Source organism: Enterococcus sp. DIV1094 (assembly GCF_017316305.2).
In the GTDB taxonomy this organism is placed as follows: Bacteria; Bacillota; Bacilli; order Lactobacillales; family Enterococcaceae; genus Enterococcus_B; species Enterococcus_B mangumiae.
The window spans coordinates 1,214,463-1,241,389 of sequence record NZ_CP147250.1 but is presented as its reverse complement, the minus strand read 5'-3'; the positions used below and the strand labels follow the sequence as shown (position 1 = coordinate 1,241,389).

General features: G+C 39.2%; 26 protein-coding genes and 1 pseudogene. 14 read left to right on the top strand and 13 right to left on the bottom strand.

Translation table 11 applies throughout. The annotated features are described in order from the left end of the window. Positions 1 to 2: 2 nt before the first annotated feature. The 4 genes from DOK79_RS06015 to rpsF all read right to left on the bottom strand — a co-directional run bounded on the left by DOK79_RS06015 (position 3) and on the right by rpsF (position 3,266). Positions 3 to 1,976: a DHH family phosphoesterase gene (locus DOK79_RS06015; RefSeq protein WP_206857205.1), complete on the bottom strand. Its 1,974-nt coding sequence runs from the start codon at positions 1,974 to 1,976 to the stop codon at positions 3 to 5. Between the two features lie 165 nt (positions 1,977 to 2,141). After that, positions 2,142 to 2,378 carry a 30S ribosomal protein S18 gene (gene rpsR, locus DOK79_RS06010; protein ID WP_010734555.1) on the bottom strand — a complete coding sequence of 79 codons (237 nt, stop codon included), beginning with the start codon at positions 2,376 to 2,378 and terminating at the stop codon, positions 2,142 to 2,144. Positions 2,379 to 2,403: 25 nt separating this feature from the next. Beyond that, positions 2,404 to 2,916: a single-stranded DNA-binding protein gene (gene ssb / locus DOK79_RS06005; RefSeq protein ID WP_161642285.1), complete on the bottom strand. Its 513-nt coding sequence runs from the start codon at positions 2,914 to 2,916 to the stop codon at positions 2,404 to 2,406. 50 nt (positions 2,917 to 2,966) lie between these two features. Further along, positions 2,967 to 3,266 carry a 30S ribosomal protein S6 gene (gene rpsF / locus DOK79_RS06000; protein WP_206857206.1) on the bottom strand — a complete coding sequence of 100 codons (300 nt, stop codon included), beginning with the start codon at positions 3,264 to 3,266 and terminating at the stop codon, positions 2,967 to 2,969. Between the two features lie 323 nt (positions 3,267 to 3,589). Here rpsF and DOK79_RS05995 point away from each other — a divergent pair, with 323 nt between their 5' ends. Continuing rightward, positions 3,590 to 4,885: an ISL3 family transposase gene (locus DOK79_RS05995; protein ID WP_206859623.1), complete on the top strand. Its 1,296-nt coding sequence runs from the start codon at positions 3,590 to 3,592 to the stop codon at positions 4,883 to 4,885. A gap of 146 nt (positions 4,886 to 5,031) precedes the next feature. Here the strand turns inward: DOK79_RS05995 and gyrA are convergent, their stop codons facing one another. The 6 genes from gyrA to dnaA all read right to left on the bottom strand — a co-directional run bounded on the left by gyrA (position 5,032) and on the right by dnaA (position 13,718). Continuing rightward, positions 5,032 to 7,527: a DNA gyrase subunit A gene (gene gyrA / locus DOK79_RS05990; RefSeq protein WP_206856679.1), complete on the bottom strand. Its 2,496-nt coding sequence runs from the start codon at positions 7,525 to 7,527 to the stop codon at positions 5,032 to 5,034. A gap of 19 nt (positions 7,528 to 7,546) precedes the next feature. Further along, entirely contained in the window at positions 7,547 to 9,493 is a 1,947-nt protein-coding gene (gene gyrB / locus DOK79_RS05985; RefSeq protein WP_206856681.1) for a DNA topoisomerase (ATP-hydrolyzing) subunit B, read from the bottom strand. Positions 9,494 to 9,499: 6 nt separating this feature from the next. Continuing rightward, on the bottom strand, positions 9,500 to 10,615 hold the full coding sequence (gene recF, locus DOK79_RS05980; RefSeq protein ID WP_206856682.1) for a DNA replication/repair protein RecF: 1,116 nt from the start codon (positions 10,613 to 10,615) through the stop codon (positions 9,500 to 9,502). Next, on the bottom strand, positions 10,602 to 10,844 hold the full coding sequence (yaaA, locus tag DOK79_RS05975; RefSeq protein ID WP_019723041.1) for a S4 domain-containing protein YaaA: 243 nt from the start codon (positions 10,842 to 10,844) through the stop codon (positions 10,602 to 10,604). Before yaaA ends, recF begins: the two co-directional genes overlap by 14 nt. Positions 10,845 to 11,052: 208 nt before the next feature. Then, positions 11,053 to 12,183, bottom strand: coding sequence for a DNA polymerase III subunit beta (gene dnaN, locus DOK79_RS05970; protein WP_019723042.1), 1,131 nt, complete (start codon positions 12,181 to 12,183; stop codon positions 11,053 to 11,055). Positions 12,184 to 12,383: 200 nt separating this feature from the next. Beyond that, the gene (gene dnaA, locus DOK79_RS05965) at positions 12,384 to 13,718 is read right to left on the bottom strand and encodes a chromosomal replication initiator protein DnaA (protein ID WP_023518857.1); all 1,335 of its coding nucleotides are present in this window, start codon (positions 13,716 to 13,718) and stop codon (positions 12,384 to 12,386) included. A 539-nt stretch (positions 13,719 to 14,257) separates the two neighbouring features. On the opposite strand from dnaA, the gene rpmH reads away from it, so the two are divergent. The 4 genes from rpmH to jag all read left to right on the top strand — a co-directional run bounded on the left by rpmH (position 14,258) and on the right by jag (position 16,443). After that, positions 14,258 to 14,392: a 50S ribosomal protein L34 gene (gene rpmH / locus DOK79_RS05960; protein WP_002293121.1), complete on the top strand. Its 135-nt coding sequence runs from the start codon at positions 14,258 to 14,260 to the stop codon at positions 14,390 to 14,392. Between the two features lie 118 nt (positions 14,393 to 14,510). Then, positions 14,511 to 14,867: a ribonuclease P protein component gene (gene rnpA, locus DOK79_RS05955; protein ID WP_206856683.1), complete on the top strand. Its 357-nt coding sequence runs from the start codon at positions 14,511 to 14,513 to the stop codon at positions 14,865 to 14,867. Further along, the gene (locus DOK79_RS05950; RefSeq protein WP_206856684.1) at positions 14,864 to 15,685 is read left to right on the top strand and encodes a membrane protein insertase YidC; all 822 of its coding nucleotides are present in this window, start codon (positions 14,864 to 14,866) and stop codon (positions 15,683 to 15,685) included. The genes rnpA and DOK79_RS05950 overlap by 4 nt, the downstream gene beginning before the upstream one ends. A gap of 14 nt (positions 15,686 to 15,699) precedes the next feature. After that, positions 15,700 to 16,443 carry an RNA-binding cell elongation regulator Jag/EloR gene (gene jag, locus DOK79_RS05945; RefSeq protein WP_206856685.1) on the top strand — a complete coding sequence of 248 codons (744 nt, stop codon included), beginning with the start codon at positions 15,700 to 15,702 and terminating at the stop codon, positions 16,441 to 16,443. Positions 16,444 to 16,605: 162 nt separating this feature from the next. Here the strand turns inward: jag and DOK79_RS05940 are convergent, their stop codons facing one another. After that, the gene (locus DOK79_RS05940) at positions 16,606 to 16,944 is read right to left on the bottom strand and encodes a heavy metal-binding domain-containing protein (protein WP_206856686.1); all 339 of its coding nucleotides are present in this window, start codon (positions 16,942 to 16,944) and stop codon (positions 16,606 to 16,608) included. 340 nt (positions 16,945 to 17,284) lie between these two features. Between DOK79_RS05940 and mnmE the strand changes: the two genes are divergently transcribed. Further along, entirely contained in the window at positions 17,285 to 18,682 is a 1,398-nt protein-coding gene (mnmE, locus tag DOK79_RS05935; protein ID WP_206856687.1) for a tRNA uridine-5-carboxymethylaminomethyl(34) synthesis GTPase MnmE, read from the top strand. A 17-nt stretch (positions 18,683 to 18,699) separates the two neighbouring features. Continuing rightward, positions 18,700 to 20,595 carry a tRNA uridine-5-carboxymethylaminomethyl(34) synthesis enzyme MnmG gene (gene mnmG / locus DOK79_RS05930; RefSeq protein WP_206856689.1) on the top strand — a complete coding sequence of 632 codons (1,896 nt, stop codon included), beginning with the start codon at positions 18,700 to 18,702 and terminating at the stop codon, positions 20,593 to 20,595. A 117-nt stretch (positions 20,596 to 20,712) separates the two neighbouring features. Here the strand turns inward: mnmG and DOK79_RS05925 are convergent. Further along, positions 20,713 to 20,836, bottom strand: a pseudogene (locus DOK79_RS05925) (site-specific integrase); the annotation flags it as partial. A gap of 211 nt (positions 20,837 to 21,047) precedes the next feature. On the opposite strand from DOK79_RS05925, the gene DOK79_RS05920 reads away from it, so the two are divergent. Continuing rightward, the gene (locus DOK79_RS05920; protein ID WP_206856690.1) at positions 21,048 to 21,203 is read left to right on the top strand and encodes a hypothetical protein; all 156 of its coding nucleotides are present in this window, start codon (positions 21,048 to 21,050) and stop codon (positions 21,201 to 21,203) included. A 1-nt stretch (position 21,204) separates the two neighbouring features. Further along, positions 21,205 to 22,035: an Abi family protein gene (locus DOK79_RS05915; RefSeq protein ID WP_206856691.1), complete on the top strand. Its 831-nt coding sequence runs from the start codon at positions 21,205 to 21,207 to the stop codon at positions 22,033 to 22,035. Between the two features lie 230 nt (positions 22,036 to 22,265). Here the strand turns inward: DOK79_RS05915 and DOK79_RS05910 are convergent, their stop codons facing one another. Then, positions 22,266 to 22,565, bottom strand: a complete 300-nt coding sequence (locus DOK79_RS05910) for a VanZ family protein (protein ID WP_242543295.1) — start codon at positions 22,563 to 22,565, stop codon at positions 22,266 to 22,268. A gap of 658 nt (positions 22,566 to 23,223) precedes the next feature. Between DOK79_RS05910 and rsmG the strand changes: the two genes are divergently transcribed. From rsmG to ychF, 5 genes are read left to right on the top strand one after another with little or no spacing between them, the layout of a single operon-like run. Beyond that, positions 23,224 to 23,937 carry a 16S rRNA (guanine(527)-N(7))-methyltransferase RsmG gene (gene rsmG / locus DOK79_RS05905; RefSeq protein WP_206856710.1) on the top strand — a complete coding sequence of 238 codons (714 nt, stop codon included), beginning with the start codon at positions 23,224 to 23,226 and terminating at the stop codon, positions 23,935 to 23,937. A gap of 11 nt (positions 23,938 to 23,948) precedes the next feature. Beyond that, entirely contained in the window at positions 23,949 to 24,716 is a 768-nt protein-coding gene (locus DOK79_RS05900; RefSeq protein ID WP_206856693.1) for a ParA family protein, read from the top strand. Continuing rightward, a complete protein-coding gene (locus DOK79_RS05895) occupies positions 24,703 to 25,593 on the top strand; it encodes a ParB/RepB/Spo0J family partition protein (protein ID WP_181055239.1) in 891 nt (296 codons plus the stop codon). The genes DOK79_RS05900 and DOK79_RS05895 overlap by 14 nt, the downstream gene beginning before the upstream one ends. 17 nt (positions 25,594 to 25,610) lie before the next feature. Further along, a complete protein-coding gene (locus DOK79_RS05890) occupies positions 25,611 to 25,802 on the top strand; it encodes a DUF951 domain-containing protein (RefSeq protein ID WP_010734580.1) in 192 nt (63 codons plus the stop codon). An 8-nt stretch (positions 25,803 to 25,810) separates the two neighbouring features. Beyond that, complete coding sequence (ychF, locus tag DOK79_RS05885) at positions 25,811 to 26,911, top strand: redox-regulated ATPase YchF (RefSeq protein ID WP_206856694.1); 1,101 nt, start codon at positions 25,811 to 25,813, stop codon at positions 26,909 to 26,911. Positions 26,912 to 26,927 lie beyond the last annotated feature (16 nt).

Genomic DNA, 26,927 nt, shown 5'->3' with positions numbered 1-26,927 from the left:
ATCTACTCCTTTTTATATAATTGTTGCATATTTTCTTGGATAGCAGCGAGCAGTTGTTGTTTTGCTTCTTCGACAGTCACATTTTCCAATTGTGTTGCGGCATTGGTGAAATGTCCGCCACCACCTAGAGATTCCATGATGAGTTGGACATTGATCGTTCCTGTGCTGCGAGCGCTGATACCAACTAAGCCATCTGTTCGTTTGGTAATCACGAAAGCGCCGTTGATATTGACCATTGAAAGCAACGTATCTGCTGTTTTTGCTGCGATAACACTATTATACTCTTTTTCATCCGTCCCTGCTGCCACCACTATATCCTCCGTCACTTGTTCATTGTGTGCGATCAAGTGGCTGATTTCGAGATAAGTGGCTAAATCAGAGCTCAATAAATATTGTACTAAGGATGCGTCTGCACTACAAGTCTTTAAATAGCTTGCCACATCAAAAGTGCGTGCTGTGGTTCGGACATTGAAGTTATTCGTATCCACGGTCATCCCTGCCAACAACAAGGTAGCCTCTAAACGGCTGATCCGATTGGTTCGACTGCTTTGGTATTGAATCAATTCTGTGACTAATTCAGAGGCAGAAGAGGCAGAGGACTCAATATACGTCAAAAGTGGCTTACTTGGAAACTCTTCTCCTCGACGATGATGGTCGATGATCACGATCTTATCAAATTGCTCATAAAGGCTCTGAGAGATCGATAGCGAAGGTTTATGGTAATCGACCATTACGAGTAGATCCTTTGCTTTCTTAAGCTCCATCGCGCGTTCTGGCGTAATCAATTGCATCTCCAACTCTGGTTCTTTATGAATTTCTTCCAAACAGCGTTCCACATCTGGAATGATTTCTTTTTCATCGATGACGATATATGCTTTTTTCTGATTGAAGCGTGCCAGGCAACTGACACCAACGGCTGAACCAATCGCATCCATATCAGGGAATCGATGCCCCATAATAAATACATCGCCTGTTTCATCAAATATTTTCCGTAAGGCAGTACTCATGGCTCTTGAACGAACGCGCGTACGCTTGATCGTTGTCGCTGATTTCCCCCCATAATAAGTGGGTTTTGCGCCTTCGCGAACTTCTTTCACCACGACTTGATCCCCACCACGAACTAAGGCAATATCTAGGTTGTTTTGAGCTTCACTACCAATCTCTTCTAGTGACTGTTGCCCATAGGCGATCCCCATGCTAAGCGTCAACGGATGGTTTTGTCTTTCTGCTTCTGATCGTAAGCGATCTAAAAGATCAAATTTCTTATCCATCATTTTCTTCAAGTCGCTCATCTGTCCAAAGAAGAAAAAGCGCTCTGAATTGATGCGTTTAAAAAATACGTGATATTCATTCATCCAGTCAGAGATCAATGTCGTAATAAAGGAGTTCAAATAAGAAACTTCTTTTTCATCCAATTTATCCACTGTATCTGCATAATTATCAATTGAAAGAATACCGATGATCGGTTGGCTGTTTACTTGATGGATCTTCAGTAACTGATTCTGTGTCACATCAATAAAATAAACAACACCTTTTACCGTATCCAATTCGAATTGAAACGTTTTGTCGGCTAAATAGACTTGATTTTTCTTTTTTTCTTTTGCTGAAAAAAAGGTTTCTAACAAGTCTGCATCTAAGAGTGAACTTTGATCTTTCACGTTCAATGCGAAAGGATTCAGCCAATCAACGGTTTGTGTCGCTGGTTGATAAGAGATGATCCCTACTGGCATGATTTCAGAAACATAATTCAAATTGGATTCTGCGACGGTTGAAGCTTGTTGGATCTTCTCACGATTCCTCAAAGTCAACCACCGTTTCACCTTTAAACCATAACGAATACAAAAGATGTTCACGAACAGTATGAACAATGCACTGATCGGCCGAAATGGCATCACTAATACAACCAAAACTTCTGCAAGGATCAATAAAAGAATGAGCAGAGGGCTCGGGCTTACTTTTATTTTTTCTTTATCCATGTCTTTCCTCCCGTAACTGATTAGCCTAATTTTACCATAACTCATGTCATGTAAGCGACTAAACACCTGAATGGAACAAAAAGAGGAAGTCACGACAGTAGTCATAACTTCCTCTGTAATGGTTGAAACGATTAGGTATTCCTACAAAATCATTCCTAAAGCGAATTATTCTTCGCCAACGAATGGTAGTAATCCCATGATACGTGCACGTTTGATTGCAATCGTAATTTTACGTTGGTTTTTAGCGCCTGTACCTGTTACACGACGTGGCAAGATTTTACCGCGTTCTGAGATAAATCTTTTTAGTAATTCGATATCTTTATAATCGATATATTCAATATGGTTAGCAGCAATATAGTCTACTTTACGACGTTTACGTCCGCCTCTTCTTTGTTGTGCCATTCTATTTCCCTCCTATCAAATTCGTTTAGAATGGTAAATCATCGTCTGAAATGTCGATCGTTGAACTTGACCCAAATGGATCAGAAGAATCACGATCAAAATCAGGCATACCGTTGGATGATTGAGATGTTTGATTATAGTTATTGTTTCCGCCAAAATTATTTGTCGATTGACCAGTGTCTTGGTAGCCACCGCTTTGTTGACGGTTTTCAGATGCTGCACGACTTTCCAATAATTGGAAGTTTTCAGCAACTACTTCTGTTACGTACACACGTTGTCCTTGTTGATTATCATAAGAACGCGTTTGAATACGACCAGTTACACCTAAAAGAGTTCCTTTATGTGCATAGTTTGCTAGTGTTTCTGCTGATTTTCGCCAAATCACACAATTAATAAAATCCGCCTCACGGTTGCCGTTTTGGCTCGTGAAGTTACGATTGACAGCTAAAGTGAACGTTGCTACAGCAGTGCCACTTGATGTATATCGTAAATCTGGATCTTTTGTTAGACGTCCAACTAGTACAACGTTATTAATCAAAATGGTCATCTCCTCTCATCGTTGTGTTACTGTTTCACGTGAAACAATAATTAAGCTTCTTCTTTAATGATCATGTGACGAACGATATCGTCATTGATTTTAGCAAGACGATCAAACTCGTTGATTGCATCTGCTGATGATGGAGAAGATACTTTAACGATGTGATAGATACCTTCACGGTAACCGTTCATTTCGTATGCTAAACGGCGTTTTTCCCAATCTTTTGATTCGATAACTTCAGCTCCGTTATCTTTCAAGATTGAATCGAAACGTTCGATTAAAGCAGTTTTTGCTTCTTCATCAATGTTAGGACGAATAATATACATGATTTCGTATTTCGTGTTTTCCATTGATTTTTCACCTCCCTATGGACTTTCGGCCCTCAGCTTTCCCGAGAGCAAGGAGAGTTTTCTAATAAATTAGACTACTCACAATCCTCAATTATACACGCAACGCACTAGAAAAGCAAGCGAGTGTTCTGCTTTTTATAAAGTTTTCTTTTGCCACGAGCAAAAACCTCCGAAGCTAGTTTTACCGGCTCTATAATAAAGTGGACTGATGAATCAATTCTGATTCGTCAGTCCACTTTTTCTTTTTGGGTATTAAAAAACATATCGTTCTCTAGTATGATTAAATCACCACAAAATAAACAACTGAGAGGACGATATGCTCTATGGAAAATTCTATCAAAAAAATGCTCCGATTAACAGATAAATATTTAACCATCCAAGATGTTTCTTACGAAACGTTCCATCAAACCAATACTTTAGTTATTGACGCAGTGTTAGCTCCTCCTACTTCTGCTTGTTTGACTTGTGGCTCTGCCGTGAGAGATTCGAAGGGGAAAACGGTCATTGTCAAAAATGGCAAGAAAATGACCTGCATTCGTTTCGATCAATTCAACCATTTACCGCTAATCATGCGGCTGAAGAAACAACGTTATCACTGTAGAAACTGCCATACCCATTGGACAGCCCAAAGCTATTTTGTTCGGCCAAATCATTCGATTGCCGAGCATGTAAAAATGAAAATCATTGCTTTACTCACCGAAAAGGTCTCCTTATCTTTTATCGCAAAGCATTGCCAGGTGTCTATTCCAACGGTGACGCGTATTTTGAAGTCGTTAAAAACCTATTTACCAAAACAAGCCAAGCGCCACCTGCCCAAAGTATTGATGGTCGATGAATTTCGTTCCCATGTATCCTCAGAAGATAAGATGAGTTTTATTTGTGCCGATGGGGAAACCGGGCAATTAGTTGATATCTTACCCACTCGAAAATTGTCTCGGTTGACCACTTATTTCCAGACATGTGTGAATCCATCTGACGTCGACTATTTAGTTACTGATATGAATGCGGCGTATTTTCAACTAACAAAAAAAGTATTTCCTCATGCCAAACTGGTCATTGATCGTTTTCATGTGATCAAACACATGAATCAAGCGTTCCAAGATTTTCGTGTCCGTGAAATGAAACGCCTGATTGCTTCGGGCAATCGGACAATGCCAAGGAAATTAAAAAGCCATTGGCGCTTACTCACCAAAAATCGGAAGAATATCAACCACACAGAATATAAAACTTGGCGTAGCTTTCGTGCCCCAAAGTATCCTTACCTGACAGAAGCCATGGTGCTTGACCGTTTATTAAGTGCTTCAACTGCCTTGAAAGTCGCCTATCAAGCGTTCCATGAACTAGCGGATGCCTTTCGTGACAAAGACCACGAGTCATTTTTCACTCTCTTGCATCAGTTACCAGAAACATTAGATAAAGAATTTCGGCTAAAACTACAAAATCTTCTGAGCTATGAAGAAGGGATTCGTCATTCTTTGATTTATCCTTACTCTAATGGGAAAATTGAAGCAAAAAACACCCACATCAAAACACTCAAACGAGTGTCTTATGGCTTTAAATCATTTGAGAACATGCGCATCCGAATCTTTTTGACGAATCAAGTCATTCACGTCAAATAACGAAGAAAATCCGGAGAAGAAGTGTTCACTTCTTCTTCCGGATTTCACTTGATTGCACTCATCAGTCCTTATTGACAAAGAGCCGTTTTACCTAGTCTCGGAGGCTCTGATAGTTAAGACATTCACTACTCGTTTACGTCTATTTTCTATTCTTCTGTGTTGTCTGTTTCTACATCCGTTGTGTCTGCTTCAACAGTTGCTTCTTCTGCGGGTTCTGGTTCTACCGCTGCCATCGTCACAACTTTTGTTTCTGCTTCCATCTTGATCAAACGTACGCCTAGCGTTGCACGACCTGTTTGAGAAACAGTTGAAACGTTGAAGCGGATGATCACGCCTTTGTCTGTGATCAACATGATATCCTCTTCACCGGTCACAGTCGTCAATCCAGCTAATGGCCCATTTTTCTCAGTGATATTGGCCGTCTTGATCCCTTTACCACCACGGCCTTTGACTGGATACTCAGAAACTTTCGTTCGTTTACCGTAACCTTTTTCTGTGATGATCAAGACTTCATGGTCGTCATTCATCAAGGCTGCACCTACGACATAATCGTCTTCTCTCAAACGAACACCACGAACACCAGAGGCTGTACGTCCCATATCACGAACGGCATCTTCTGCAAATGTCACAGAATACCCATCGTGCGTGCCAATGATGATGTTTGATTTGCCATCCGTCAATAATACATTCACCAATTCATCATTTTCTTTCAAGCCAATCGCAATCAACCCATTACTGCGGATATTCGCAAATGCAGTGACAGTTGTACGTTTGACTGTTCCTTGGCGTGTTGTGAAGAATAAATAATGTCCTTCTTCTGCTTCGCCAGTCACTGCAATGATGGCCTGGATCTTCTCGCTTGAATCAATCCCAAGCAAGTTGATGATCGGGATACCTTTAGCTGTACGTCCGTATTCTGGAATCTCATATCCTTTCGCACGATACACTTTTCCGTTATTTGTAAAGAACAACAATGTGTCATGTGTCGAGCAAGAAACGAGATTTTTCACGAAATCATCGTTATGGACGCCCATTCCTTGGATCCCGCGACCGCCACGACGTTGTGCGCGGAATTCATTGTTGGCTAAACGCTTGATATAGCCGTTATTCGTCAACGTGATCACGATTTCTTCTTCTTCAATCAAGTCTTCGTCTTCTAGACTCAAGACTTCGCCGACTAATAATTCTGTACGACGTTTGTCACCAAATCGTTGGCTTAATTCAGCAAGTTCAGTTTGGATGATTTCCGTTACTCGTTCAGGACGAGCAAGAATATCAGCTAAATCTTCAATGAGTTTCAATAATTCTTGGTACTCATTTTCGATTTTTTCTCTTTCCAAACCAGTCAAACGACGTAAACGCATGTCTAAGATCGCTTGTGATTGGCGATCAGAAAGCTCAAAGCGTTCGATCATCGTATTTTTCGCTTCTTCATCAGATTTAGACCCACGAATGATCGCGATGATCTCATCGATATGGTCTAAAGCGATTCGCAACCCTTCCAAGATGTGCGCTCTTGCTTCTGCTTTGTCCTTTTCAAACACGGTACGACGTGTGATTACTTCGCGTTGGTGTTCGATATAATTTTCAAGGATCTGCTTCAAGCTAAGAACTTTCGGCACACCTTTTTCGATTGCTAACATATTGAAACCAAATGAGTTTTGCAAGGATGTCAGTTTGTAGAGATTGTTTAAAATGACAGAAGCACTTGCATCTCGACGTACATCGATCACGATACGCATTCCTTCACGAGAAGACTCGTCTCTTAGATCAGTGATACCTTCGATTCGTTTATCACGGTGCAACTCTGAAATTCGCTCGATCAATTTCGCTTTATTGACCATATAAGGCAATTCAGTGACTAAGATCCGCTCTTTTCCGTTTGGCATTTCTGTGATTTCTACTTTTGCTCGAACAGTGATCGAACCTTTACCCGTTTCGTACGCACGACGAATACCAGATTTACCCATCACTAATCCGCCTGTAGGAAAATCAGGTCCAGGTAAGACTTCCATCAATTCATTTGTTGTGACATCGGGATTTTCCATCAATAGATCAATCGCTGCTACCACTTCTGTCAGGTTATGTGGCGGGATATTCGTCGCCATCCCGACCGCGATCCCTGTCGTACCATTGACTAATAAGTTAGGGAAACGTGCCGGTAAAACAACCGGTTCTTTTTCCGTATCATCGTAGTTGCTTTGGAAATCAACGGTATTTTTATTGATATCTCGTAACATTTCTGTCGCGATTTTACTCATTCTTGCTTCCGTATAACGCATCGCAGCTGCGCCATCGCCATCCACTGAGCCAAAGTTTCCATGACCATCAACTAACATGTAACGGTAACTAAATGGCTGTGCCATACGGACCATTGATTCATAGATCGCACTATCACCGTGGGGATGGTATTTACCCATAACGTCCCCAACGATTCTGGCTGATTTCTTGTGCGCTTTATCCGGTGTGACACCGAGTTCGTTCATGCCGTATAAAATACGGCGGTGAACTGGTTTCAATCCATCTCTAACATCTGGTAAAGCCCGAGCAACGATGACACTCATGGCGTAATCAATGAAGGAGTCTTTCATTTCGCTGGTTAGATTGACATCATGGATGTTTTCTCTGATTTCTTCACTCATTTTTCTTCCTCCTTCATGATCAAATATCTAGATTTTTAACATAATGCGCATTTTCTTCAATAAATGCACGACGAGGTTCCACTCGATCGCCCATCAACATTTCAAATACTTCATCGGCAGCAATCGCATCATCAACGCTGACACGAGCCATCATCCGTTTGCTTGGGTCCATTGTCGTTTCCCATAGTTGATGATCATCCATTTCACCAAGCCCTTTGTATCGTTGGACACTTGGTTTTGGTGTTGCTGGTAGTGATTCGATGACTTTTCTCAAATCTTCTTCTGCATTTTTCCCTGGTTGGACATACGTGATTTTCTTTCCTTGTTTGACACCATATAGTGGTGGTTGCGCGATATAAACATAGCCAGCCTCCACGATTGGGCGCATGTAACGATAAAAGAGTGTCAATAGCAACGTACGGATGTGCGCACCATCGACATCGGCATCGGTCATGATAACTAATTTATGATATCGTGCCTTAGACACGTCAAAATCTTCACCAAAACCTGTTCCCATCGCTGTAAACAATGAGCGAATTTCTTCGTTCGCTAAAATTTTATCCATACTTGCTTTTTCCACGTTCAGGATTTTCCCACGAATCGGTAAAATCGCTTGGAATTCACGGCTTCGTCCTTGTTTCGCTGAACCGCCGGCAGAATCTCCTTCGACGATGAATAATTCGCATTTTTCCGGATCATTACTTGAGCAATCGGCTAATTTACCAGGTAAATTACTGATTTCTAGTGCGCCTTTTCTTCGAGTCACTTCACGCGCACGTTTCGCTGCTAAGCGGGCTCTAGAAGCCAGGAGACCTTTTTCGACGATTTGACGGCCAACACTTGGATTTTCCAATAAGAACTTCATAAAATGCTCACTGAACAAACGATCAGTAACGGTACGTACTTCTGAATTTCCTAGTTTTGTCTTCGTTTGTCCTTCAAACTGCGGATCTGGATGCTTGATCGAAATGACTGCTGTCAATCCCTCACGGACATCTTCACCGGTCAAATTATCATCATTTTCTTTCATCAATTTTTGCTTACGCGCGTAATCATTGATGACACGTGTCAAAGCTGTCTTAAATCCTGATTCATGGGTTCCGCCTTCATACGTATGGATATTATTGGCAAAACTCATGATATTGGAATGATAACCATCTGTATATTGCATCGAAACTTCAACAGTGATTTCTTGTTGCTCCCCTTCTAAATAAACAGGTTCAGGGAAGATGACTGTTTTACTTGCATTTAAATATTCGACATAACTCTTGATTCCGCCGTCATAGTGGTATTCTTTCAAGACAGGCGTTTCTTCGCGACGATCTTCAATCGAGATTTTCATGCCACGATTCAAGAAAGCTAACTCACGAATACGAGTCGCTAATTTGTTGAAATCGAAAGTTGTCGTTTCCGTAAAAATTTCTGGATCTGGGATAAAATGGACAGTCGTTCCGCTCAAATCAGTGTCACCGATGACTTTTAAATCATCGACGACTGCACCACGACGATACTCTTGATAGTAAATCTTGCCGTCTTTGTAGACTTTGACATCTAACAATGTCGATAATGCATTAACAACGGAAGATCCAACCCCATGCAGACCACCGGATACTTTGTAGCCGCCTCCGCCAAATTTACCACCTGCATGTAAGACAGTGAAGACAGTCTCAACAGCTGGGCGACCAGTCTTCGCTTGGATATCGACCGGAATCCCACGACCATCATCGACTACAGTGATACTGTTGTCTTCTTCAATGATCACTTGGATCTTTGTCGCAAATCCTGCCAAGACTTCATCGATCGAATTGTCGACGATTTCCCAAACTAAGTGGTGGAGTCCTTCTGAACTTGTTGAACCAATGTACATTCCCGGACGTTTTCGAACGGCTTCAAGACCTTCAAGCACTTGAATCTGACTGGCATCATATTCTTTTGCGCGCTCGACTAAACTTCTTTCTTCTGTCATGTATGATTATTCTCCTTTTATTTCCCCCTGCTGAACATAAAAAATCTCAGGTTCAACAGTCATTTTATTTTTAACGTGATCAAGGGTGGTAGTCGTTAAGAACGTTTGGACTTTCCCTTCGATCGTTTCTAGCAAATGGAGTTGACGTTGATCGTCTAACTCACTCATCACATCATCTAGTAATAGAATCGGATATTCGCCTGTTTCTTCTTTGATCAAATCGATTTCTGCTAATTTGACACTTAATGCTGTCGTTCGTTGTTGGCCTTGAGAACCAAAATTTTGTACGTTTTTTTCATTGACAAAAAAAGAAAGGTCATCTCGATGAGGACCGACAGTTGTTGTCCCTCGAAAGAGATCCTTCTTTTTATTTTGTTCGAGCAACGTTAAAAATTGTGATTGGATCTCTTGAACTGTCAGAGTGTCTAAAGAAGAGAGGGACGTGACATATTCGATTGCCAACTGTTCTCTTTGATGCGTGATTTGTTGATGCAAAGAATTTGCCCAATATTCTAAACGCTTGATAAATTGCGCCCTTGCCTTTAAAACTTTGCTGCCAAATTCTGCTAGTTGTTCGGATAAAATATCTAGATAAAGTAAATCCGTTTGTTTTTTCTCATTCAATTGTTTCAAATATTGATTTCTTTGTTTTAAGATCGCTTGATATTGGACAAGATCATACAGATAGATCGGGTTGATCTGACCTAATTCCATATCTAAAAATTTGCGTCGGATCTGTGGGCTTCCTTTGACTAAAGATAGATCCTCAGGAGCAAATAAGATGACATTCAATTGTCCAACGTAACTACTTAGTTTCTTTTGTTCGATATGATTGATCTTTGTTTTGCGGCCTTTTTTAGACAATTGGATCTCTAAAGGGATCTTAGAGGTCCCTCGTGTGATCTCCCCTTGGATCATCGACTGTTCGTCGTTCCATCCAATCAATTCTTGTTCACTATTCGTCCGGTGGCTTCTTGTCATTGCAAGCACATAAATACTTTCCAAAAGATTCGTCTTTCCTTGGGCATTTTCCCCTAAAAAAATGACGAGATTTTTGGAAAAATCAATCTGTAACTCTTGATAGTTCCGATAATTTTTGAGGTGCAGCTTATTCAGCCTCATTATCGTTATTCCCTTTTTTTACCATAAAAAAAGTTCCTGCTTCTGGAACTTCGATCATCATACCGGGATAAAGCTTTCGTCCACGACGATTTTCTGGCTCGCCATCAACCAAAACCGTGTTTTCTGCTAAATACCATTTTGCTTGTCCGCCACTGCCGATGACTGTGACTTCTTTAAGCATTTGACCCAACGTCATAAACTCAGTTTTTAGAATGACTTGTTGTTTCACTCTTCATCCCTCATTTTCATTATTAAAAGTATACTTTATTATACCCTTTTTTTCGCAAGAAAACAAATTTATCCATATATTTTTCCATATGAGCGGATTTAAATGAAAAAAGGTGTTTTAAACAAAAAGAAACAGAAAGCCTTAAAATTGATTTTAGGGCCTTCTGTTAAAAATGGATTATTTTTTCAGTTTATTTTCAATGATAATTTTAGTTTGTACGTACAGGGGTGATCAATTGGATAAATTGGACCCCATCTTCTGTCGGTTCTAACGTAAATGGACGAATGGCAGAAATGAATTTCACTTTGATACTCATGTCACCAAATGCACGTAATGCGGCTTTCATATAGTCTGGGTTGAATGAAATATCCAATGGATCACCCGTGCTAGTCGTATAGTTCAAGCTTTCTTCTACTTTCCCGATTTCAGGAGAGTTTCCATAGAGAACAACCGAATCAGGCTGGATCGATAAGCGAACGATATTGTTACGGCCTTCATGTGATAGCAAAGAAGCACGCTCAATCGCTGCTAAAAAGCTTGGGACAGAAAATTCAACTTCTGTATTGAAGCTTGAAGGAATCAAACGATTCGTGTCAGGATAGTTTCCTTCTAACAGACGTGAATAAAAATACATATTTTCCGTTTTGAATAGTACTTGGTTTTCCATAATACTGATTTCGACGATTTCTTCTTCATTTGTCAAAGAACGAGATAATTCAGTCAAACTTTTTCCAGGGATCACGATATCAAATTGATCAGCGGATTGTTCGATCGGGATCACTCGTTGGCTCAAACGATGAGAGTCAGTTGCTACTGCCAATAATGAGTTGTCTTTCAAAATGAAATGAACACCGGTAAGGATCGGACGACTTTCATGTTGTGAAACGGCAAACACGGTTTCATTGATCAATTTTGTCAAGACGTGTACAGGTAATTTCATTTGGTTATGGCTTTCAACAACAGGAAGATGAGGATAGTTATCTGCATCTAACCCATTGACTAGGAAATTCGCTTTGCCTGAAGTGATGGCTACTTGTTTGTTTTCTAATACTTCTAGTGTAAAAGTTTCTTCGGGTAATCGACGAATGATTTCACTGAAGAAACGAGCTTGTAGGACGATCGCTCCAGTTGCTTCGATTTGCATTTGAGCTTTTTCATTTTCAACAGATAGAAATGTTTCAATCGAAATATCTGCATTACTTCCTGTCAAAGTCAGACCTTCTTGATTAAGGGTGATCTTGACCCCAGTCAAAATAGGGATTGTCGTTTTGCTTGAAATCGCACGCTGAACAGTTTGCAATTCTTGCATAAATGTTGCGCGGTTTAAGGTTACTTTCATTGTGGATCTCCTTTGCCGTATATTTATTTTATTATTAGTTAAATAAAGTAATAAAAGTATTAGGTACTGTTGATACTGTGGAAAACTATAAAAATGCTAGAAGAGAAAAGAAAAAACAGCTGTGGAAAATATGTGTATAACTTTTGAATGATTTCTGTTTTTATCCACAATACATTTTTTCTTTCTATCGAGCATCTGTTTTAATTTAATAAGAAATTTTTGATTTCTGACACTTCATTTTGCATGCTGACACTTGAATCGATCAGCTGCTGGATTTTTTCGTGCGCATGGATGACTGTGGTATGGTCTTTACCGCCAAATTCAGCGCCGATTTTAGGAAGAGAGCTATCAGTCAATTCCCGAGCCAAGTACATTGCGATTTGACGAGGGACAACGATCGATTTGACACGTTTCTTTCCTTTTAGATCTTTTAATTGGATATGATAATACTTCGCAACTTCCTCTTGGATCTGCAAAATCGAGAGTTGCGGATGGCCTTTACCAGATTTCAATGTTTTAAGCGCATCAGCAGCTAAACTAGTTGATATATCTTCACTATTCATCGTAGCAAACGCTTGGACACGTACAAGTGCGCCTTCGAGTTCACGAATGTTGGAATCGATCTGTCCGGCAATATAACTTAATGTATCGTCGGGGATCTCTAGGCGCTCTGCTGCGGCTTTTTTTCTTAAAATAGCTGTTCTTGTTTCTAGATCCGGCGGCGTAATATCTACTGAAAGTCCCCAAGCAAAGCGAGAAACGAGTCGTTCTTGCAATTTAGGGATCTCGTTTGGTAAACGATCACTTGTTAATACGATTTGTTTTCCTTCATTGTAAAGCGCATTGAATGTATGGAAAAATTCTTCCTGAGTCGCTTCTTTCTCAGCAAAAAATTGAATATCATCGACTAATAGTAAGTCCACATTACGATATTCTTGGCGGAATTCTTCGGCCGTTTTGTTTTGGATCGAATTGATAAAATCATTGGCAAACGTTTCACTGCTGACATATTTGACTTTTGCATTTGGCTGACTCAACAACATTTGATGACCAATCGCGTGCATCAAGTGAGTCTTACCAAGTCCGACGCCCCCATAGAAGAACAATGGATTATAGATGGAACCAGGGTCTTCCGCGACGACCAAAGCAGCAGCATGTGCCATCTGGTTGCCTTTCCCGATCACAAATGTGTCGAAGGTATACTTAGGATTCAACATCGCTTTTTTGATTGGTGTGATAGGGGGAACTTTCATTGTTTTGATTTCTTCTACTTCTTCTTGTTCCGCTTCTTCACCGGTCACAAAACGTGGAATGATCTCTTTTCCCGTTAACATGTAGCCGACCTCAACAATCTTTGTCGCGAGATTTTTTTCCCAATATTCCTTATGGATCTTACTTGGAACAGTTACCACTAATTGGCTTTGTTCTAATGATTTAGGTTGTGCTGTCTCGATCCAAGTATTGTAACTTGCTGGCGACAGTTCTTTTTGATAAGTCGTTTTTAATTCTGTCCATAAAGCATCGAGGGATACCATACAAGGCCTCCTCCTTCATTAAAAGTAAATAGCTAGTACTAATTTAGCATTTTTTACAAAAGTTTTCCACAGAAAGAAAAGAAAAATATTTTTTATAACAATTATCCACATTATCCAGAAGGAAAAAAAAGAAGAAAATCACAGAGAGGAAAAAAAGATATCCACAAGAGTAATCAACAGGTGGATAACTGCTGGATAAGTAACGATTTCCCCAACGTGTTGTGGATAAAAAATGTAATAAGGACAATAGATACAGAAATTAATACACAGAAAATAAAGCATTTGTGGATTTCTTATTTTCAGCTGTTTATTCTGTGTAAAAACTGAGGTCAAAATGCTGTGGAAAACTTTTGTGCATAACTTTATCCACAACGAAAACACAGAGAGAAAAATACCTATTGTGGATAAAGCGAAGAATTATTTTATAGATAAAAGCTTTTTTTATATTGACAAATCCCCTATGTACTCGTTATACTATCAAAGTATGTCTGTGTTTAATTCATGTACATGTAGATAAGAATTTCTGGAGGTGGAACAAGATGAAAAGAACATACCAACCAAATAAACGTAAACGTCAAAAAGTTCACGGATTCCGTAAACGTATGAGTACTAAAAATGGACGTCGTGTTTTAGCTAGCCGTCGTCGTAAAGGAAGAAAAGTTCTTTCAGCTTAGACCACTGGGGTTACAGTGGTTTTTTTTATGCCCTTTTTTAGGGGAAAGGGTGAAAGACTTATAGTAAATATGGTATGATTGGGAACGTAAGTGAGAGATAGAAAAGGAAAGAAAACGAATGAGAAAAGCGTATCGAGTGAAAAAAGAACGAGAGTTCCAAGCGGTGTTTCAAACTGGCGCTTCCTTTGCTAACCGTAAGTTTGTCGTGTACCGCTTAGAAAAGAACGAGCAACCGCATTTTCGTGTTGGCTTATCTGTAGGTAAGAAAGTCGGAAACGCTGTATGTCGCAATGAAGTAAAACGAAAGATCCGTGCAGCGATTTATTCATTAAAAGAAGAGATCGAGCCGGAATTAGATTTTATTGTGATTGCTAGACCAAGCATTAAAGGATTGACTTACGATGAGATTCGCTCCAACTTAGTCCACGTCTTAAAGCTTGCAAAAATAATCGACAGAGAGGAAAAGAGTAAGTGAAGAAATACAAACGTTTACTTTTGATGGCCGGGCTTGTCGGTCTGATCATCGTCTTATCCGGTTGTGGAACTGGAGAAGTCAGCGCACAAAGTACAGGAATTTGGGATCGCTACATTGTTTATTATTTTGCAGAAGCGATTAAAGCATTGTCATTTGGGAATGTCGGCATCGGGATCATCTTATTCACGATCATCATTCGAGTGATTTTATTACCATTGATGCATTTCCAAACAAAAAGCATGCGTAAGACCCAAGAACTTCAACCAAAACTAAAAGCGATCCAACAAGAATATAGTTCAAAAGACCCTGAAACACAAAGCAAGTTAAGAGAAGCACAACAACGATTATATGCCGAAAATGGTGTGAATCCTTATGCGGGATGTCTTCCATTATTAGTACAAATGCCAATCTTGATGGCTTTGTGGCAATCGATCTCTCGTGTTCCTGAGTTAAGTCAAGGTCACTTCTTATGGTTGAACTTAGGGAACTCTGACCCAACCTTTATTTTACCAGTCTTGGCTGCGATCTTTACTTTTGCAAGTACTTATCTATCAAGTATGAGCCAAGTAGAATCGAATGCTTCCTTGAAAGTCATGAACTTTGCGATGCCAGTGATGATCTTAGTTATGGGTGTCAACTTAGCCAGTGGTCTTTCATTATACTGGGTAGTATCCAATGCTTTCCAAGTGTTCCAAACACTATTGATCAATAATCCATTTAAAATCAAACGTGAGCGCGAAGAAGAAGCGCAACGCATCCGTGAAAAAGAACGCGCATTGCGTAAAGCACAAAATCCTAAGAAAAAACGTAAAAAATAAGGGAGGGAATGCAAATGCCGATTTATGAAGCTGCAACCGTAGATGAAGCTGTTGAAATTGGATTGAATGAATTAGGACTAGCAAAAGAGCAAGTCGCTATTGAGATACTTGATGAAGGAAAAAAAGGATTTCTCGGAATGGGAAAAAGAAATGCCAAACTTTCAATCGAACCGAATATCAGCGAGGCTGTATCTGAAACGATTGAAGAAACCGTAGAAGAAGTATTGGAAGAAACATCTGTTCAAACAGAGATTACGGATGAAATCGAACCTGAGGAATCGATTGAAGAGAAAAGTGAATTAGGTGACGAAGCAGCTTTATCGGAATTAGCAACCTATCTCACGGAGATCTCCCAACAACTGAATGCGCCAGCTGTAGTAAAAATGACAAGAGAAGCAAATTCGATCGTTTTCCATCTAGAAACGGATAAACAAGGTTTGTTGATCGGTAAACATGGAAAAACGCTGAATGCCTTACAATATTTAGCACAAGTGTTTATTCACCGAGTTGCCGGTAACAAACTATCCGTAGTGGTAAATGTTGGAAATTATCGTGAGAAAAGACAAGAAATCATTCAACGTCTAGCTGAGCGTACGGCAGAAAAAGTCTTACGTACAGGACAACCCGTGTTTTTAGAACCAATGCCCGCCTTTGAGCGTAAACAGATCCATGCGGCGTTAAGTAAACATGAAGGAGTGCAAACTCACTCAGAAGGTGATGAACCATATCGTTACTTAGTTGTCGAGCCAGTCAGATAACTACTACGCATCAAATGATTCGAAATCGTACGATCAGATTGACAAACTTTTTCAAACAAAGTATATTTTATTAGAAATCATTCTTATCGGAGTATACGATGGTAGTCTTTACTTTGGTAGAAAAAACGTGCAGAGCATTCGCTCTGCACGTTTTTTTGTTGATCAGCCAATCGTTGTTTGAACAAATTGGATCACGGTACCATAGGCAAAAAGCTCAATGACCTGTTTTCCATCTCGCGATTTTTGCTGATACTCAAAGTGGCAATTGATGACAGCATTTGCGCCATAATCTAACACTTTCTTTTTCAATTTCTGTTTCGTCGTTAAAAACATATCATCACTATTGAATGTAGGATCGAATAAGTCCGCTTCAATACATTCCGCGACAAATACGATGTCTCTGACGATATATTTTTGATTGATATTCCCCGTTGATAGTACGACTTCATTGATCCTTGGATCATCTATCCCGTCCACTGCACTTGGTTTAAATTGGGCCATATTTTTTGCTCCTTTCGGTAAAGAAAAAGTATGTAGATACCGTTACAATTTAAGTGTAACGTTTTTTGGAACAAAGATAAAGATATAAGAGTAGATTTACTTCTATAGCGCGTTATCTAATGAATACATCTAACCAAAACAATCTTGCGCAGAAAAAGTTTAAGAATGAGTAATCACTCTCGTAAAAATAGACAAAAAAGCTTGATTACTAGAAATAGATATGATAGTCTATGACCAGAATTTAAACAGAACAAGCAGTCAAAGTGCGAAGTTCACCATTTATTGCAAAGGGTGAAGTGGGCACTTTTTTTGTGCGTAAAATGAAAAAGGAAGTGAAAAAATGGCTGAAATAACCTTAGAATTTGATACGATCGCAGCAATCTCTACGCCACCTGGTGAAGGAGCGATAAGCATTGTGCGTTTAAGCGGTGATCAAGCACTAACCATCGCCAATAAAGTCTATCAAAGCGGCAATAAGCAGTTGTTGGATGTTCCTAGTCATACGATTCACTATGGGCATATCGTTGATCCCAAAAGTGAACAATTAGTGGATGAAGTGATGGTATCTGTGATGCGCGCACCAAAAACGTTCACCCGTGAAGATGTCGTGGAAATCAATTGTCATGGCGGAATCGTCGTCGTCAATCAAATTTTACAGCTTCTATTAAGAGAAGGTGCACGTTTAGCAGAACCAGGAGAATTTACGAAACGCGCATTTCTAAATGGCCGTGTTGATTTGTCTCAAGCAGAGGCAGTCATGGATTTGATCCGTGCAAAAACAGATAAGGCGATGGGCGTGGCATTGAACCAATTAGACGGAAATCTTTCTGCGCTGATCCGTTCTCTTCGACAAGAGATTTTAGAAACATTGGCACAAGTCGAAGTGAATATCGATTACCCTGAATATGATGATGTCGAAGAATTGACAACAAAACTTCTATTAGAAAAAGCACAAATGATCCAACAACGTATTGAAGTTCTTTTAGCGACTTCACAACAAGGGAAGGTCTTACGAGAAGGGTTAAGCACAGCTATCATTGGTCGCCCAAACGTTGGGAAATCAAGTTTATTGAACCATTTGTTACGTGAAGAAAAAGCGATCGTGACGGATATTGCGGGAACGACAAGAGATGTGATCGAAGAATACGTCAATGTTCGCGGCGTACCATTGAAGTTGATCGATACAGCAGGTATTCGGGAAACAGAAGATATCGTCGAACAAATCGGTGTCGCTCGCAGCCGTAAAGCTTTAGCTGAATCTGAATTGATCTTACTTGTCTTGAATCAAAGCGAGCCATTAACGATTGAAGATGAACAGTTATTGGAAGCAACAAAAGGCTTGAAACGGATTATTTTATTGAATAAAACAGATTTACCGAAACAACTAGAGGAAGAAAAGCTTGCCTCATTAATTGAAGATGAGCCGGTATTCGCTGTATCGGTTGCTAAGAATGAAGGATTAGATCGATTAGAAACAGCAATTTCTGAGTTGTTTTTCGGTGGGCAAACGGGAGAAAGAGATGCAACTTATGTATCCAACACACGACATATTGCCTTACTAGAAAAAGCGGCTATTTCGTTACAAGAAGTAATCGCGGGAATCGATGCAGGAATGCCCGTCGACCTAGTCCAAATGGATATGACACGATGCTGGGATTACCTCGGTGAAGTCGTAGGAGATAGTGTCCAAGATGAATTGATCACACAATTGTTCAGTCAATTCTGTCTCGGAAAATAATAAAGGAGGAACAGTTCTTGAATCATTATCAAGCAGAAGAATATGATGTGATCGTTGTCGGAGCAGGACATGCTGGTTCAGAAGCCGCTTTGGCTGCTGCACGCATGGGGTCAAAAACGTTACTGTTAACGATCAATTTAGACATGGTGGCATTTATGCCATGTAACCCTTCCGTCGGCGGTCCAGCCAAAGGTGTTGTTGTTCGTGAGATCGACGCACTAGGTGGTGAAATGGGTAAAAACATTGATAAAACATACATTCAAATGAGAATGTTGAACACTGGAAAAGGCCCTGCTGTCCGAGCATTACGTGCGCAAGCAGACAAGCACGCCTATGCCAATGAAATGAAACATACGATTGAAAAAGAAGAGAATTTGACATTAAGACAAGGAATCGTTGAAGAATTGATCGTTGAAGATGGTGTTTGTCGTGGTGTAGTAACTTCAACAGGAGCGAGTTATCGTTCAAAAGCAGTCGTTATCACTGCGGGTACAGCATTGCGTGGGGAGATCATCATCGGTGAATTAAAATATTCATCCGGTCCCAATAACTCACAACCATCGATTGGTTTAGCGAATCACTTAAAAGAATTAGGTTTTGCGATTGATCGTTTTAAAACTGGGACTCCGCCACGTGTGAAATCAAGTACGATCGATTACTCTGTCACAGAAGAACAACCTGGTGACAAGGAGCCAAATCATTTTAGCTTTGCGACACCCGACAGTGCCTATAACTTAAACCAAGAACCATGTTGGTTAACTTATACTGGTGAAACGACCCATCAAATCATTCGTGACAATCTTCATCGTGCACCAATGTTTACAGGAATCGTTGAAGGTGTCGGTGCGCGTTACTGCCCGTCAATCGAAGATAAAATCGTTCGTTTTGCGGATAAACCACGTCATCAATTATTTTTAGAACCAGAAGGATTGAATACGGAAGAAGTTTATGTTCAAGGGCTTTCAACTTCACTTCCAGAAGATGTCCAAGTGGATATGCTGCATTCGATTGCTGGCTTAGAAAAAGCAGAAATGATGCGTACAGGTTATGCTATTGAGTATGATGTCGTTGAACCACATCAGTTACGTCCTACATTAGAAACCAAAGTCGTAGAAAATCTTTACACAGCTGGCCAAACAAATGGCACAAGCGGGTACGAAGAAGCGGCAGGACAAGGATTGATCGCAGGAATCAATGCGGCATTGAAAGTCCAAGGCAAAGAGCCATTAGTCATCAAACGGAGCGATGGCTATATCGGTGTCATGATCGATGATTTAGTGACAAAAGGAACGAATGAACCGTACCGTTTACTGACATCTCGGGCAGAATATCGTTTACTTCTTCGTCATGACAACGCTGACCTACGCTTAACGGAAATGGGTCACCACATTGGTTTGGTAAAAGAAGAGCAGTACGCCGCTTATTTGAAAAAGAAAGCAGCAGTAGAACAAGAAATCAAACGATTGATGAACGTTCGGATCAAACCAACAGAAGAAGTTCAAGCCTTTTTAGCAAGCTTGAATGCTGCTCCATTAAAAGATGGCGTATTAGCCAGTGACTTCTTGCGTCGTCCGGAAATCTCTTATGCAGATCTCTTACGATTCATTCCTGAAAATGAGGAATTAACACGCAAAGAAATCGAGCAAGTCGAAATCCAATTGAAATACGAAGGCTATATCAAAAAAGCATTAGAAAAAGTAGAAAAACTAAAACGGATGGAAGCAAAACGCATCCCAGAAAATATTGATTATGCTGCGATCAACGGATTAGCAACTGAAGCAAAACAAAAACTTCAAAAAATCCGTCCAGAAACCATCGCCCAAGCAAGCCGCATCAGCGGTGTCAATCCAGCAGATCTAAGCATCTTGATGGTGTATATTGAACAAGGGAAGATTGCGAAAGTAGAAGCGTAAAGCAGTGATACGTTAAGAATTCATGATACTAAATGAATTCTTAACGTGTAGACTGGCTCGATTTCTCAGCTATTCATGTAAAGAATGTTCTAGTCTATCTTTTACATCTTTTACTTATGAACTAGCCTCAAAGATCAAGGTAGCGTGGGTATTTCTAAAGCCATGGACTTTGATTATTTTCATATTTAGGGAACTTCCTAGCTACCTTATCAGGGTAGCCTTTGTAGAGGAAGTTCCTTTTTATTGCATTTTCACACTTCTGTTAACTGTGAATGAGCTAATTGGGTATATTTTTATGAGTTTTTAGATACGCCTTAATAAATAAAAGAATAATAATGGATAATTTCACAATACAGGTGCTGACTGACCAATGATGACATGACTGCATTGTAAAGGAGTAATGCCAAATGCTATAATATTCTAACAATTTAAATCTAAAGGAGTTGTAGTGAGTGGTAGAAAAAGGAAAAAGCACCGATGGTTTAATGAGACATATTAGAAATTCTCATGGAGTAGAGATCAATGGAAGCACTGAGAAACAAGCTCTACTAAACATGGGATATTATCATGGCTACAAGGCGAGTAGATACATAAAAAAAGAGTTCTAATTTGCAAAATTATAATAATTTTCAGGAAGTGAAAGCTATCTATGATTTTGATATAGAAGTAAAAACAATATTTTATCCATTACTAGTAAGAATTGAAACATCATTAAAAAATCGTTTAATTGATTATTTAGTCAAGGATGACAATTCTGATATGGAAAGTATTTATCAAAATAAATTAAATGATTATGAGGCAAAACCTGTAGGTAATAAAGAATATAAAAAATATTTAAATAAAAAATTGGAGTTACGGAACAAAATAGACAGTACTATTGCGTATAACTACTCTAAAGGACATCCGTGTATTCAGCATTTTTTCCATAGCAGTAAACCACTTCCATTATGGGCATACTTTGAAGTAACAACTATGGGTGAGTTTGGAAATTTTATCTCTTGTATGAATATTTCATATAGAATTGAATTTACTCAAGATATGAATATGCATCATACTGGTTTTAATCAGAATGGTAGAATGTTAGAAAATATAATTTTCTGTTTAACAGGTATTAGAAATGCAACAATGCATAATTCTATGATTTTTGATTGCAGATTTAATAACAGTAATTTCTCTTCTCAACTTATAAAATATTTAGAAAATTGTACAGGGATTAAAAACATTGATTTTGAAAGCATAGTAGATTTTTTAGTATTGCTTATATTTTTAATGAAGAAGCAATATACGACAAAAACAGAACTAAACCGTGTGGTATCACAGTTTGATAAGAAGAGAGAACTTCTATATACCTCTATTCCAATGAAAGCCTACAGTGAGATACTAGGAACAGATGCTAGAAAGAAAATAGAGGGGTTAAAAGAGTATATTTCAAATGGTTAGAATTTTTTTGCTTTACTCTGTATATTGCTCGTGGTACTATAAGTATACTAAATAGCGGTGTATTACTTCGGTATGCACCTAAAAAAGTCGGATGCGTCCGGCTTTTTTTCTTTGACCAAGGCAAGATTGCGAAAGTAGAAACGTCTGCTTAAATAAGAAATATAAAAATAACAGCTAATGAATCATCTGATTCGTTCGCTGTTATTTTTTTAGAAAGAACATAAATTGATTCACTTATGTAAAAAAGAAGAAACCTGAATATCCAATCGACTGATCAGAAACCTATGTATACAAGCACCTAAAAGAAACCCACAAGTATTTACAAAAACATCGCCCATATCAAAGATTCCTAGGTAAAAGAAATATTGAATCCATTCAACTCCTAAAACAGATAAAATGACCAAAAAACTACTCTTCCAACTTAATGGTAACATCCAGCCTAGCGGGAGAAACATCAAAAAATTAAACAGAACAATCATTGGATCGCCGGAAATCAAATCCTTTACCCACGAAAAAAGTTGGAGTTCCATCCCTCGTATCCCAATATTTTTCAAGAAAAGTAGATAAACGAGAAAAGAGAGATAGAGAAAAGAAAAAAAGATCAGCCATTCCCGATAGATTTTTCTAGTAAAAAGGCACTGGATACTGACATAAAGGGAGAGCGCAATAATTATCACTAAGAAAAAAGGAAACCAAAAATCGACAGAACCAGAAGGTGGAAAAAGCGTAATAGAATAGTAGTAGAGGTAACGCATGAAAAACCAGCGAGAAAAAAGTAGGCAAGAAAGCAGCAAAAGAAAATTTAAAAATAACGTTTTTATTTCAAGTTTGATTTGAAACTCCTCCTTGTTTTTGATCTAATCAGTTTTAATGAACCGTAGGGAAACAATTATCGGATGAGAATAATTATTCTTCTCTATTTGAGTATACATAAAATAACTCTGTATTAGAATGTGTTTGCAGAATAAATGAAAAGAAAGATGTATAAATGCTAGGCAAAACACTCTTTTTTGTTTTGCCTGATTCGTAATCATTTTTCTATTTTAGAAGCTGATTTACGCTCTATACAAATTTTTCATAACCTCCTTTAAATTTATATATGGAAAGATTGCAACTCGGCTCATTTTGCGTTAAAGTAGGAAGAGATTCTGTGAAACAATTAGCTGTTTCACAATGAAAGGACAAATTATGACACCAGAAGAATTTCGCCAAGTCTTGGCAGAAAAAGACATTCATTTATCCGATAAACAAATGGCGCAGTTCGACCGTTATTTTCATTTATTAGTTGAGTGGAATGAAAAAATGAATTTGACGGCGATCACTGAACGAGAAGAAGTCTATTTAAAACACTTTTACGATTCGTTGACGTTGGCGTTTGATGTTGATTTTTCAACTGGCCTGTCTTTATGTGACGTTGGTTCCGGCGCTGGATTTCCGAGTATTCCTTTAAAAATCGCTTTTCCTGAGCTACAAATAACGATTGTTGATTCCTTGAATAAGCGAATCACCTTTTTGACTGAACTGACCAATCAATTAGAAATCGATGCGTCTCTTTACCATGATCGAGCAGAAACATTCGGACAAAATCCGCAATTTCGTGCATCGTTTGATTTTGTAACCGCTCGTGCAGTGGCTCGTTTGAACGTATTGACGGAGCTGTGCTTACCGTTAGTAAAACAAGAGGGCTATTTCTATGCATTGAAAGCTGCGAAAAGCGAAGAAGAACTAGCAGAAGCAAAACCGGCGATTGCTCAATTAGGTGGTAAATTCATTGGAGAACAAGCGATTGAATTACCTAAAACCTCCGATAAACGCCACATTTTGATCATCCAGAAAAAGAAACCAACACCGAAGAAGTATCCAAGAAAACCTGGCTTGCCGAATAAGCAACCAATCAAGTAGGAGGAGAAGAGATGGCACAAATTATATCCGTTGCAAATCAAAAAGGCGGCGTTGGTAAGACAACGACAACTGTAAATCTAGGCGCTTGTTTAGCCAGTTTAGGCAAACAAGTGTTGTTAGTGGATATGGATGCACAAGGAAATGCAACAAGCGGAGTAGGCATTCGTAAACCTGATGTGACACAAGATATCTATGATGTATTAGTCAATGAGTTGCCAATTGCCGAAGCGACAATTGCTACTGAACATGAAAACTTGAGTATTGTGCCTGCCACTCTTCAATTAGCAGGAGCAGAGATTGAATTGACTTCAATGATGGCAAGAGAATCACGTCTAAAAAGTTCATTGGCTGAAGTCAACGAGCAATACGATTATATTTTAATCGATTGCCCACCTTCTTTAGGACACCTTACGATCAACTCATTTACTGCCAGTGATTCGATTTTGATTCCTGTACAGTGTGAATACTATGCGTTAGAAGGATTAAGTCAACTACTGAATACCGTTCGCTTAGTACAAAAGCATTTCAACCCTGAGTTAGAAATCGAAGGGGTACTATTAACGATGTACGATGCCCGTACAAATCTAGGCAATGAAGTGGTAGAAGAAGTACGGAAATATTTCCGTGAAAAAGTGTATGACACAGTGATTCCTCGGAATATCCGTTTGTCAGAAGCACCAAGTCACGGAAAACCAATCATTGATTATGATCCGCGTTCCAGAGGGGCTGAAGTGTATCAAGCATTAGCAAAGGAAGTGGTCGATCGTGAAGAAAAGTAAAGGACTAGGTCGGGGAATCGATGCGCTGTTTCAAGATTTAGAAAATCTAGAGACAGTGAACGTGAAAGATGAGACCGTCATTCAGTTGCCACTAAATGAATTGCGTCCTAATCCATATCAACCACGTAAAACATTTGAAGAAGTATCATTGCAAGAATTAGCAAATTCGATCGAGTACTCTGGTGTCTTCCAACCAATCATCGTTCGTCGTTCTTCGGTGAAAGGTTATGAGATCATCGCAGGTGAACGACGCTTCCGTGCGTCTAAGTTAGCTGGAAAAGAAACGATTCCCGCAATCGTAAGAGATTTCGACGAAGAGGCAATGATGCAAGTTGCTGTGTTAGAAAACTTACAACGCGAGGACTTGAATCCTTTAGAAGAAGCAGAAGCTTACGAGATGTTGATGAAGAACTTGAAATTGACTCAAGCTGAAGTCGCAAGTCGCTTAGGAAAAAGCCGTCCTTACATCGCAAACTATTTACGATTATTGACGTTGCCTGATTTAGTGAAAGAAATGGTCCAAGATCAACGATTGTCTATGGGGCAAGCTCGGACATTACTTGGATTGAAAAATAAACAGCTGATATTAAAGTTAGCAAATCGTGTTGTGACAGAGAATCTAACGGTTCGTCAATTAGAACAACTTGTTTCAGAACTGAATCAAAATGACGGACAAGAAAAGAAAAAAATCCCACGTTTAGCTAAGGAAAAACCGTACTATATCCGTGAGAGTGAAGATCGCTTGATGGATAAATTTGGAACAAGTGTTGCGATCCAAGAAAAGAATGGTAAAGGTAAGATTGAAATTGAATACCTTTCACAAAATGATTTGACTAGGATTCTTGATATTCTAAATATTCAATTTGATGAAGAATAAACAGAGGAGGGCATGTTATGTACGACTTACATGATATCGTAGAAATGAAAAAACCTCATGCTTGTCAAACGAACCGTTGGGAGATCATCCGAATGGGCGCTGATATTAAGATCAAATGTATGAATTGTGGTCATATCGTGATGATGACCCGTCGAGAATTTGAGAAAAAGATGAAAAAAGTACTTGAAAAAAATGTAGAGAAAGAGTGAATGAATTTATGGCATTAACTGCTGGAATTGTGGGCTTACCCAACGTAGGAAAATCAACTTTATTCAATGCAATTACAAAGGCGGGGGCAGAAGCTGCCAACTATCCTTTTGCAACGATCGATCCAAATATCGGGATGGTCGAAGTACCTGATTGGCGTTTACAACGTCTAACAGAGTTAGTAAAACCAAAGAAGACTGTACCAACAACTTTTGAGTTTACCGATATTGCAGGAATCGTAAAGGGTGCAAGTAAAGGTGAAGGACTAGGAAATCAATTTTTAAGTCATATTCGTCAAGTAGATGCGATTTGTCATGTGGTACGTTGTTTTGACGATGACAATATCACTCACGTAGAAGGACGTGTTGATCCCTTAGCCGATATCGATACGATCAATCTAGAACTTGTTTTAGCTGATCTAGAATCCGTAACAAAGCGTTACACACGTGTGGCAAAAATTGCCAAAACAAAAGATAAAGAAGCAGTTGCTGAATTAGCTGTGTTAGATAAAATCAAACCAGTTTTAGAAGACGGACGTTCTGCACGTTCCATCGAATTTACGGAAGAAGAACAAAAAATCGTTAAATCTTTATTCTTATTAACGACAAAGCCTATTTTATATGTGGCTAACGTGGCAGAAGATGAAGTAGCAGATGCAGATGCAAACAAATATGTTCAAGCAGTTCGTGATTTTGCAGCGGAAGAAAATGCAGAAGTGATTGTCGTTAGCGCCAGAGCAGAAGAAGAAATTGCAGAGTTGGACGACGAAGATAAAGCAGAGTTCCTTGAAGCATTAGGAATTGAAGAATCAGGTTTGGATCAATTGATTCGCGCTGCATATGATCTATTAGGATTAGCGACCTATTTTACAGCAGGTGAACAAGAAGTCCGTGCGTGGACATTCAAAAAAGGAATCAAAGCACCACAAGCTGCTGGAATCATCCATACCGATTTTGAACGTGGCTTTATCCGTGCAGAAACAGTCTCTTTTGAAGATTTAGACCAATACGGTACGATGCACGCAGCGAAAGAAGCTGGACGTGTACGATTGGAAGGGAAAGATTATGTCGTTCAAGATGGCGATGTTATGTTATTCCGTTTTAATGTATAAAAAGGCTATCATACGG

Coding starts and splice junctions, on each gene's coding strand:
- DOK79_RS06015 (WP_206857205.1), bottom strand. CDS start 1,976: ATGGATAAAGAAAAAATAAAAGTAAGCCCGAGCCCTCTGCTCATTCTT.
- rpsR (WP_010734555.1), bottom strand. CDS start 2,378: ATGGCACAACAAAGAAGAGGCGGACGTAAACGTCGTAAAGTAGACTAT.
- rpsF (WP_206857206.1), bottom strand. CDS start 3,266: ATGGAAAACACGAAATACGAAATCATGTATATTATTCGTCCTAACATT.
- DOK79_RS05995 (WP_206859623.1), top strand. CDS start 3,590: ATGGAAAATTCTATCAAAAAAATGCTCCGATTAACAGATAAATATTTA.
- gyrA (WP_206856679.1), bottom strand. CDS start 7,527: ATGAGTGAAGAAATCAGAGAAAACATCCATGATGTCAATCTAACCAGC.
- gyrB (WP_206856681.1), bottom strand. CDS start 9,493: ATGACAGAAGAAAGAAGTTTAGTCGAGCGCGCAAAAGAATATGATGCC.
- recF (WP_206856682.1), bottom strand. CDS start 10,615: ATGAGGCTGAATAAGCTGCACCTCAAAAATTATCGGAACTATCAAGAG.
- dnaN (WP_019723042.1), bottom strand. CDS start 12,183: ATGAAAGTAACCTTAAACCGCGCAACATTTATGCAAGAATTGCAAACT.
- dnaA (WP_023518857.1), bottom strand. CDS start 13,718: ATGGTATCCCTCGATGCTTTATGGACAGAATTAAAAACGACTTATCAA.
- rpmH (WP_002293121.1), top strand. CDS start 14,258: ATGAAAAGAACATACCAACCAAATAAACGTAAACGTCAAAAAGTTCAC.
- rnpA (WP_206856683.1), top strand. CDS start 14,511: ATGAGAAAAGCGTATCGAGTGAAAAAAGAACGAGAGTTCCAAGCGGTG.
- jag (WP_206856685.1), top strand. CDS start 15,700: ATGCCGATTTATGAAGCTGCAACCGTAGATGAAGCTGTTGAAATTGGA.
- DOK79_RS05940 (WP_206856686.1), bottom strand. CDS start 16,944: ATGGCCCAATTTAAACCAAGTGCAGTGGACGGGATAGATGATCCAAGG.
- mnmE (WP_206856687.1), top strand. CDS start 17,285: ATGGCTGAAATAACCTTAGAATTTGATACGATCGCAGCAATCTCTACG.
- DOK79_RS05910 (WP_242543295.1), bottom strand. CDS start 22,565: ATGGAACTCCAACTTTTTTCGTGGGTAAAGGATTTGATTTCCGGCGAT.
- rsmG (WP_206856710.1), top strand. CDS start 23,224: ATGACACCAGAAGAATTTCGCCAAGTCTTGGCAGAAAAAGACATTCAT.
- DOK79_RS05900 (WP_206856693.1), top strand. CDS start 23,949: ATGGCACAAATTATATCCGTTGCAAATCAAAAAGGCGGCGTTGGTAAG.
- DOK79_RS05890 (WP_010734580.1), top strand. CDS start 25,611: ATGTACGACTTACATGATATCGTAGAAATGAAAAAACCTCATGCTTGT.
- ychF (WP_206856694.1), top strand. CDS start 25,811: ATGGCATTAACTGCTGGAATTGTGGGCTTACCCAACGTAGGAAAATCA.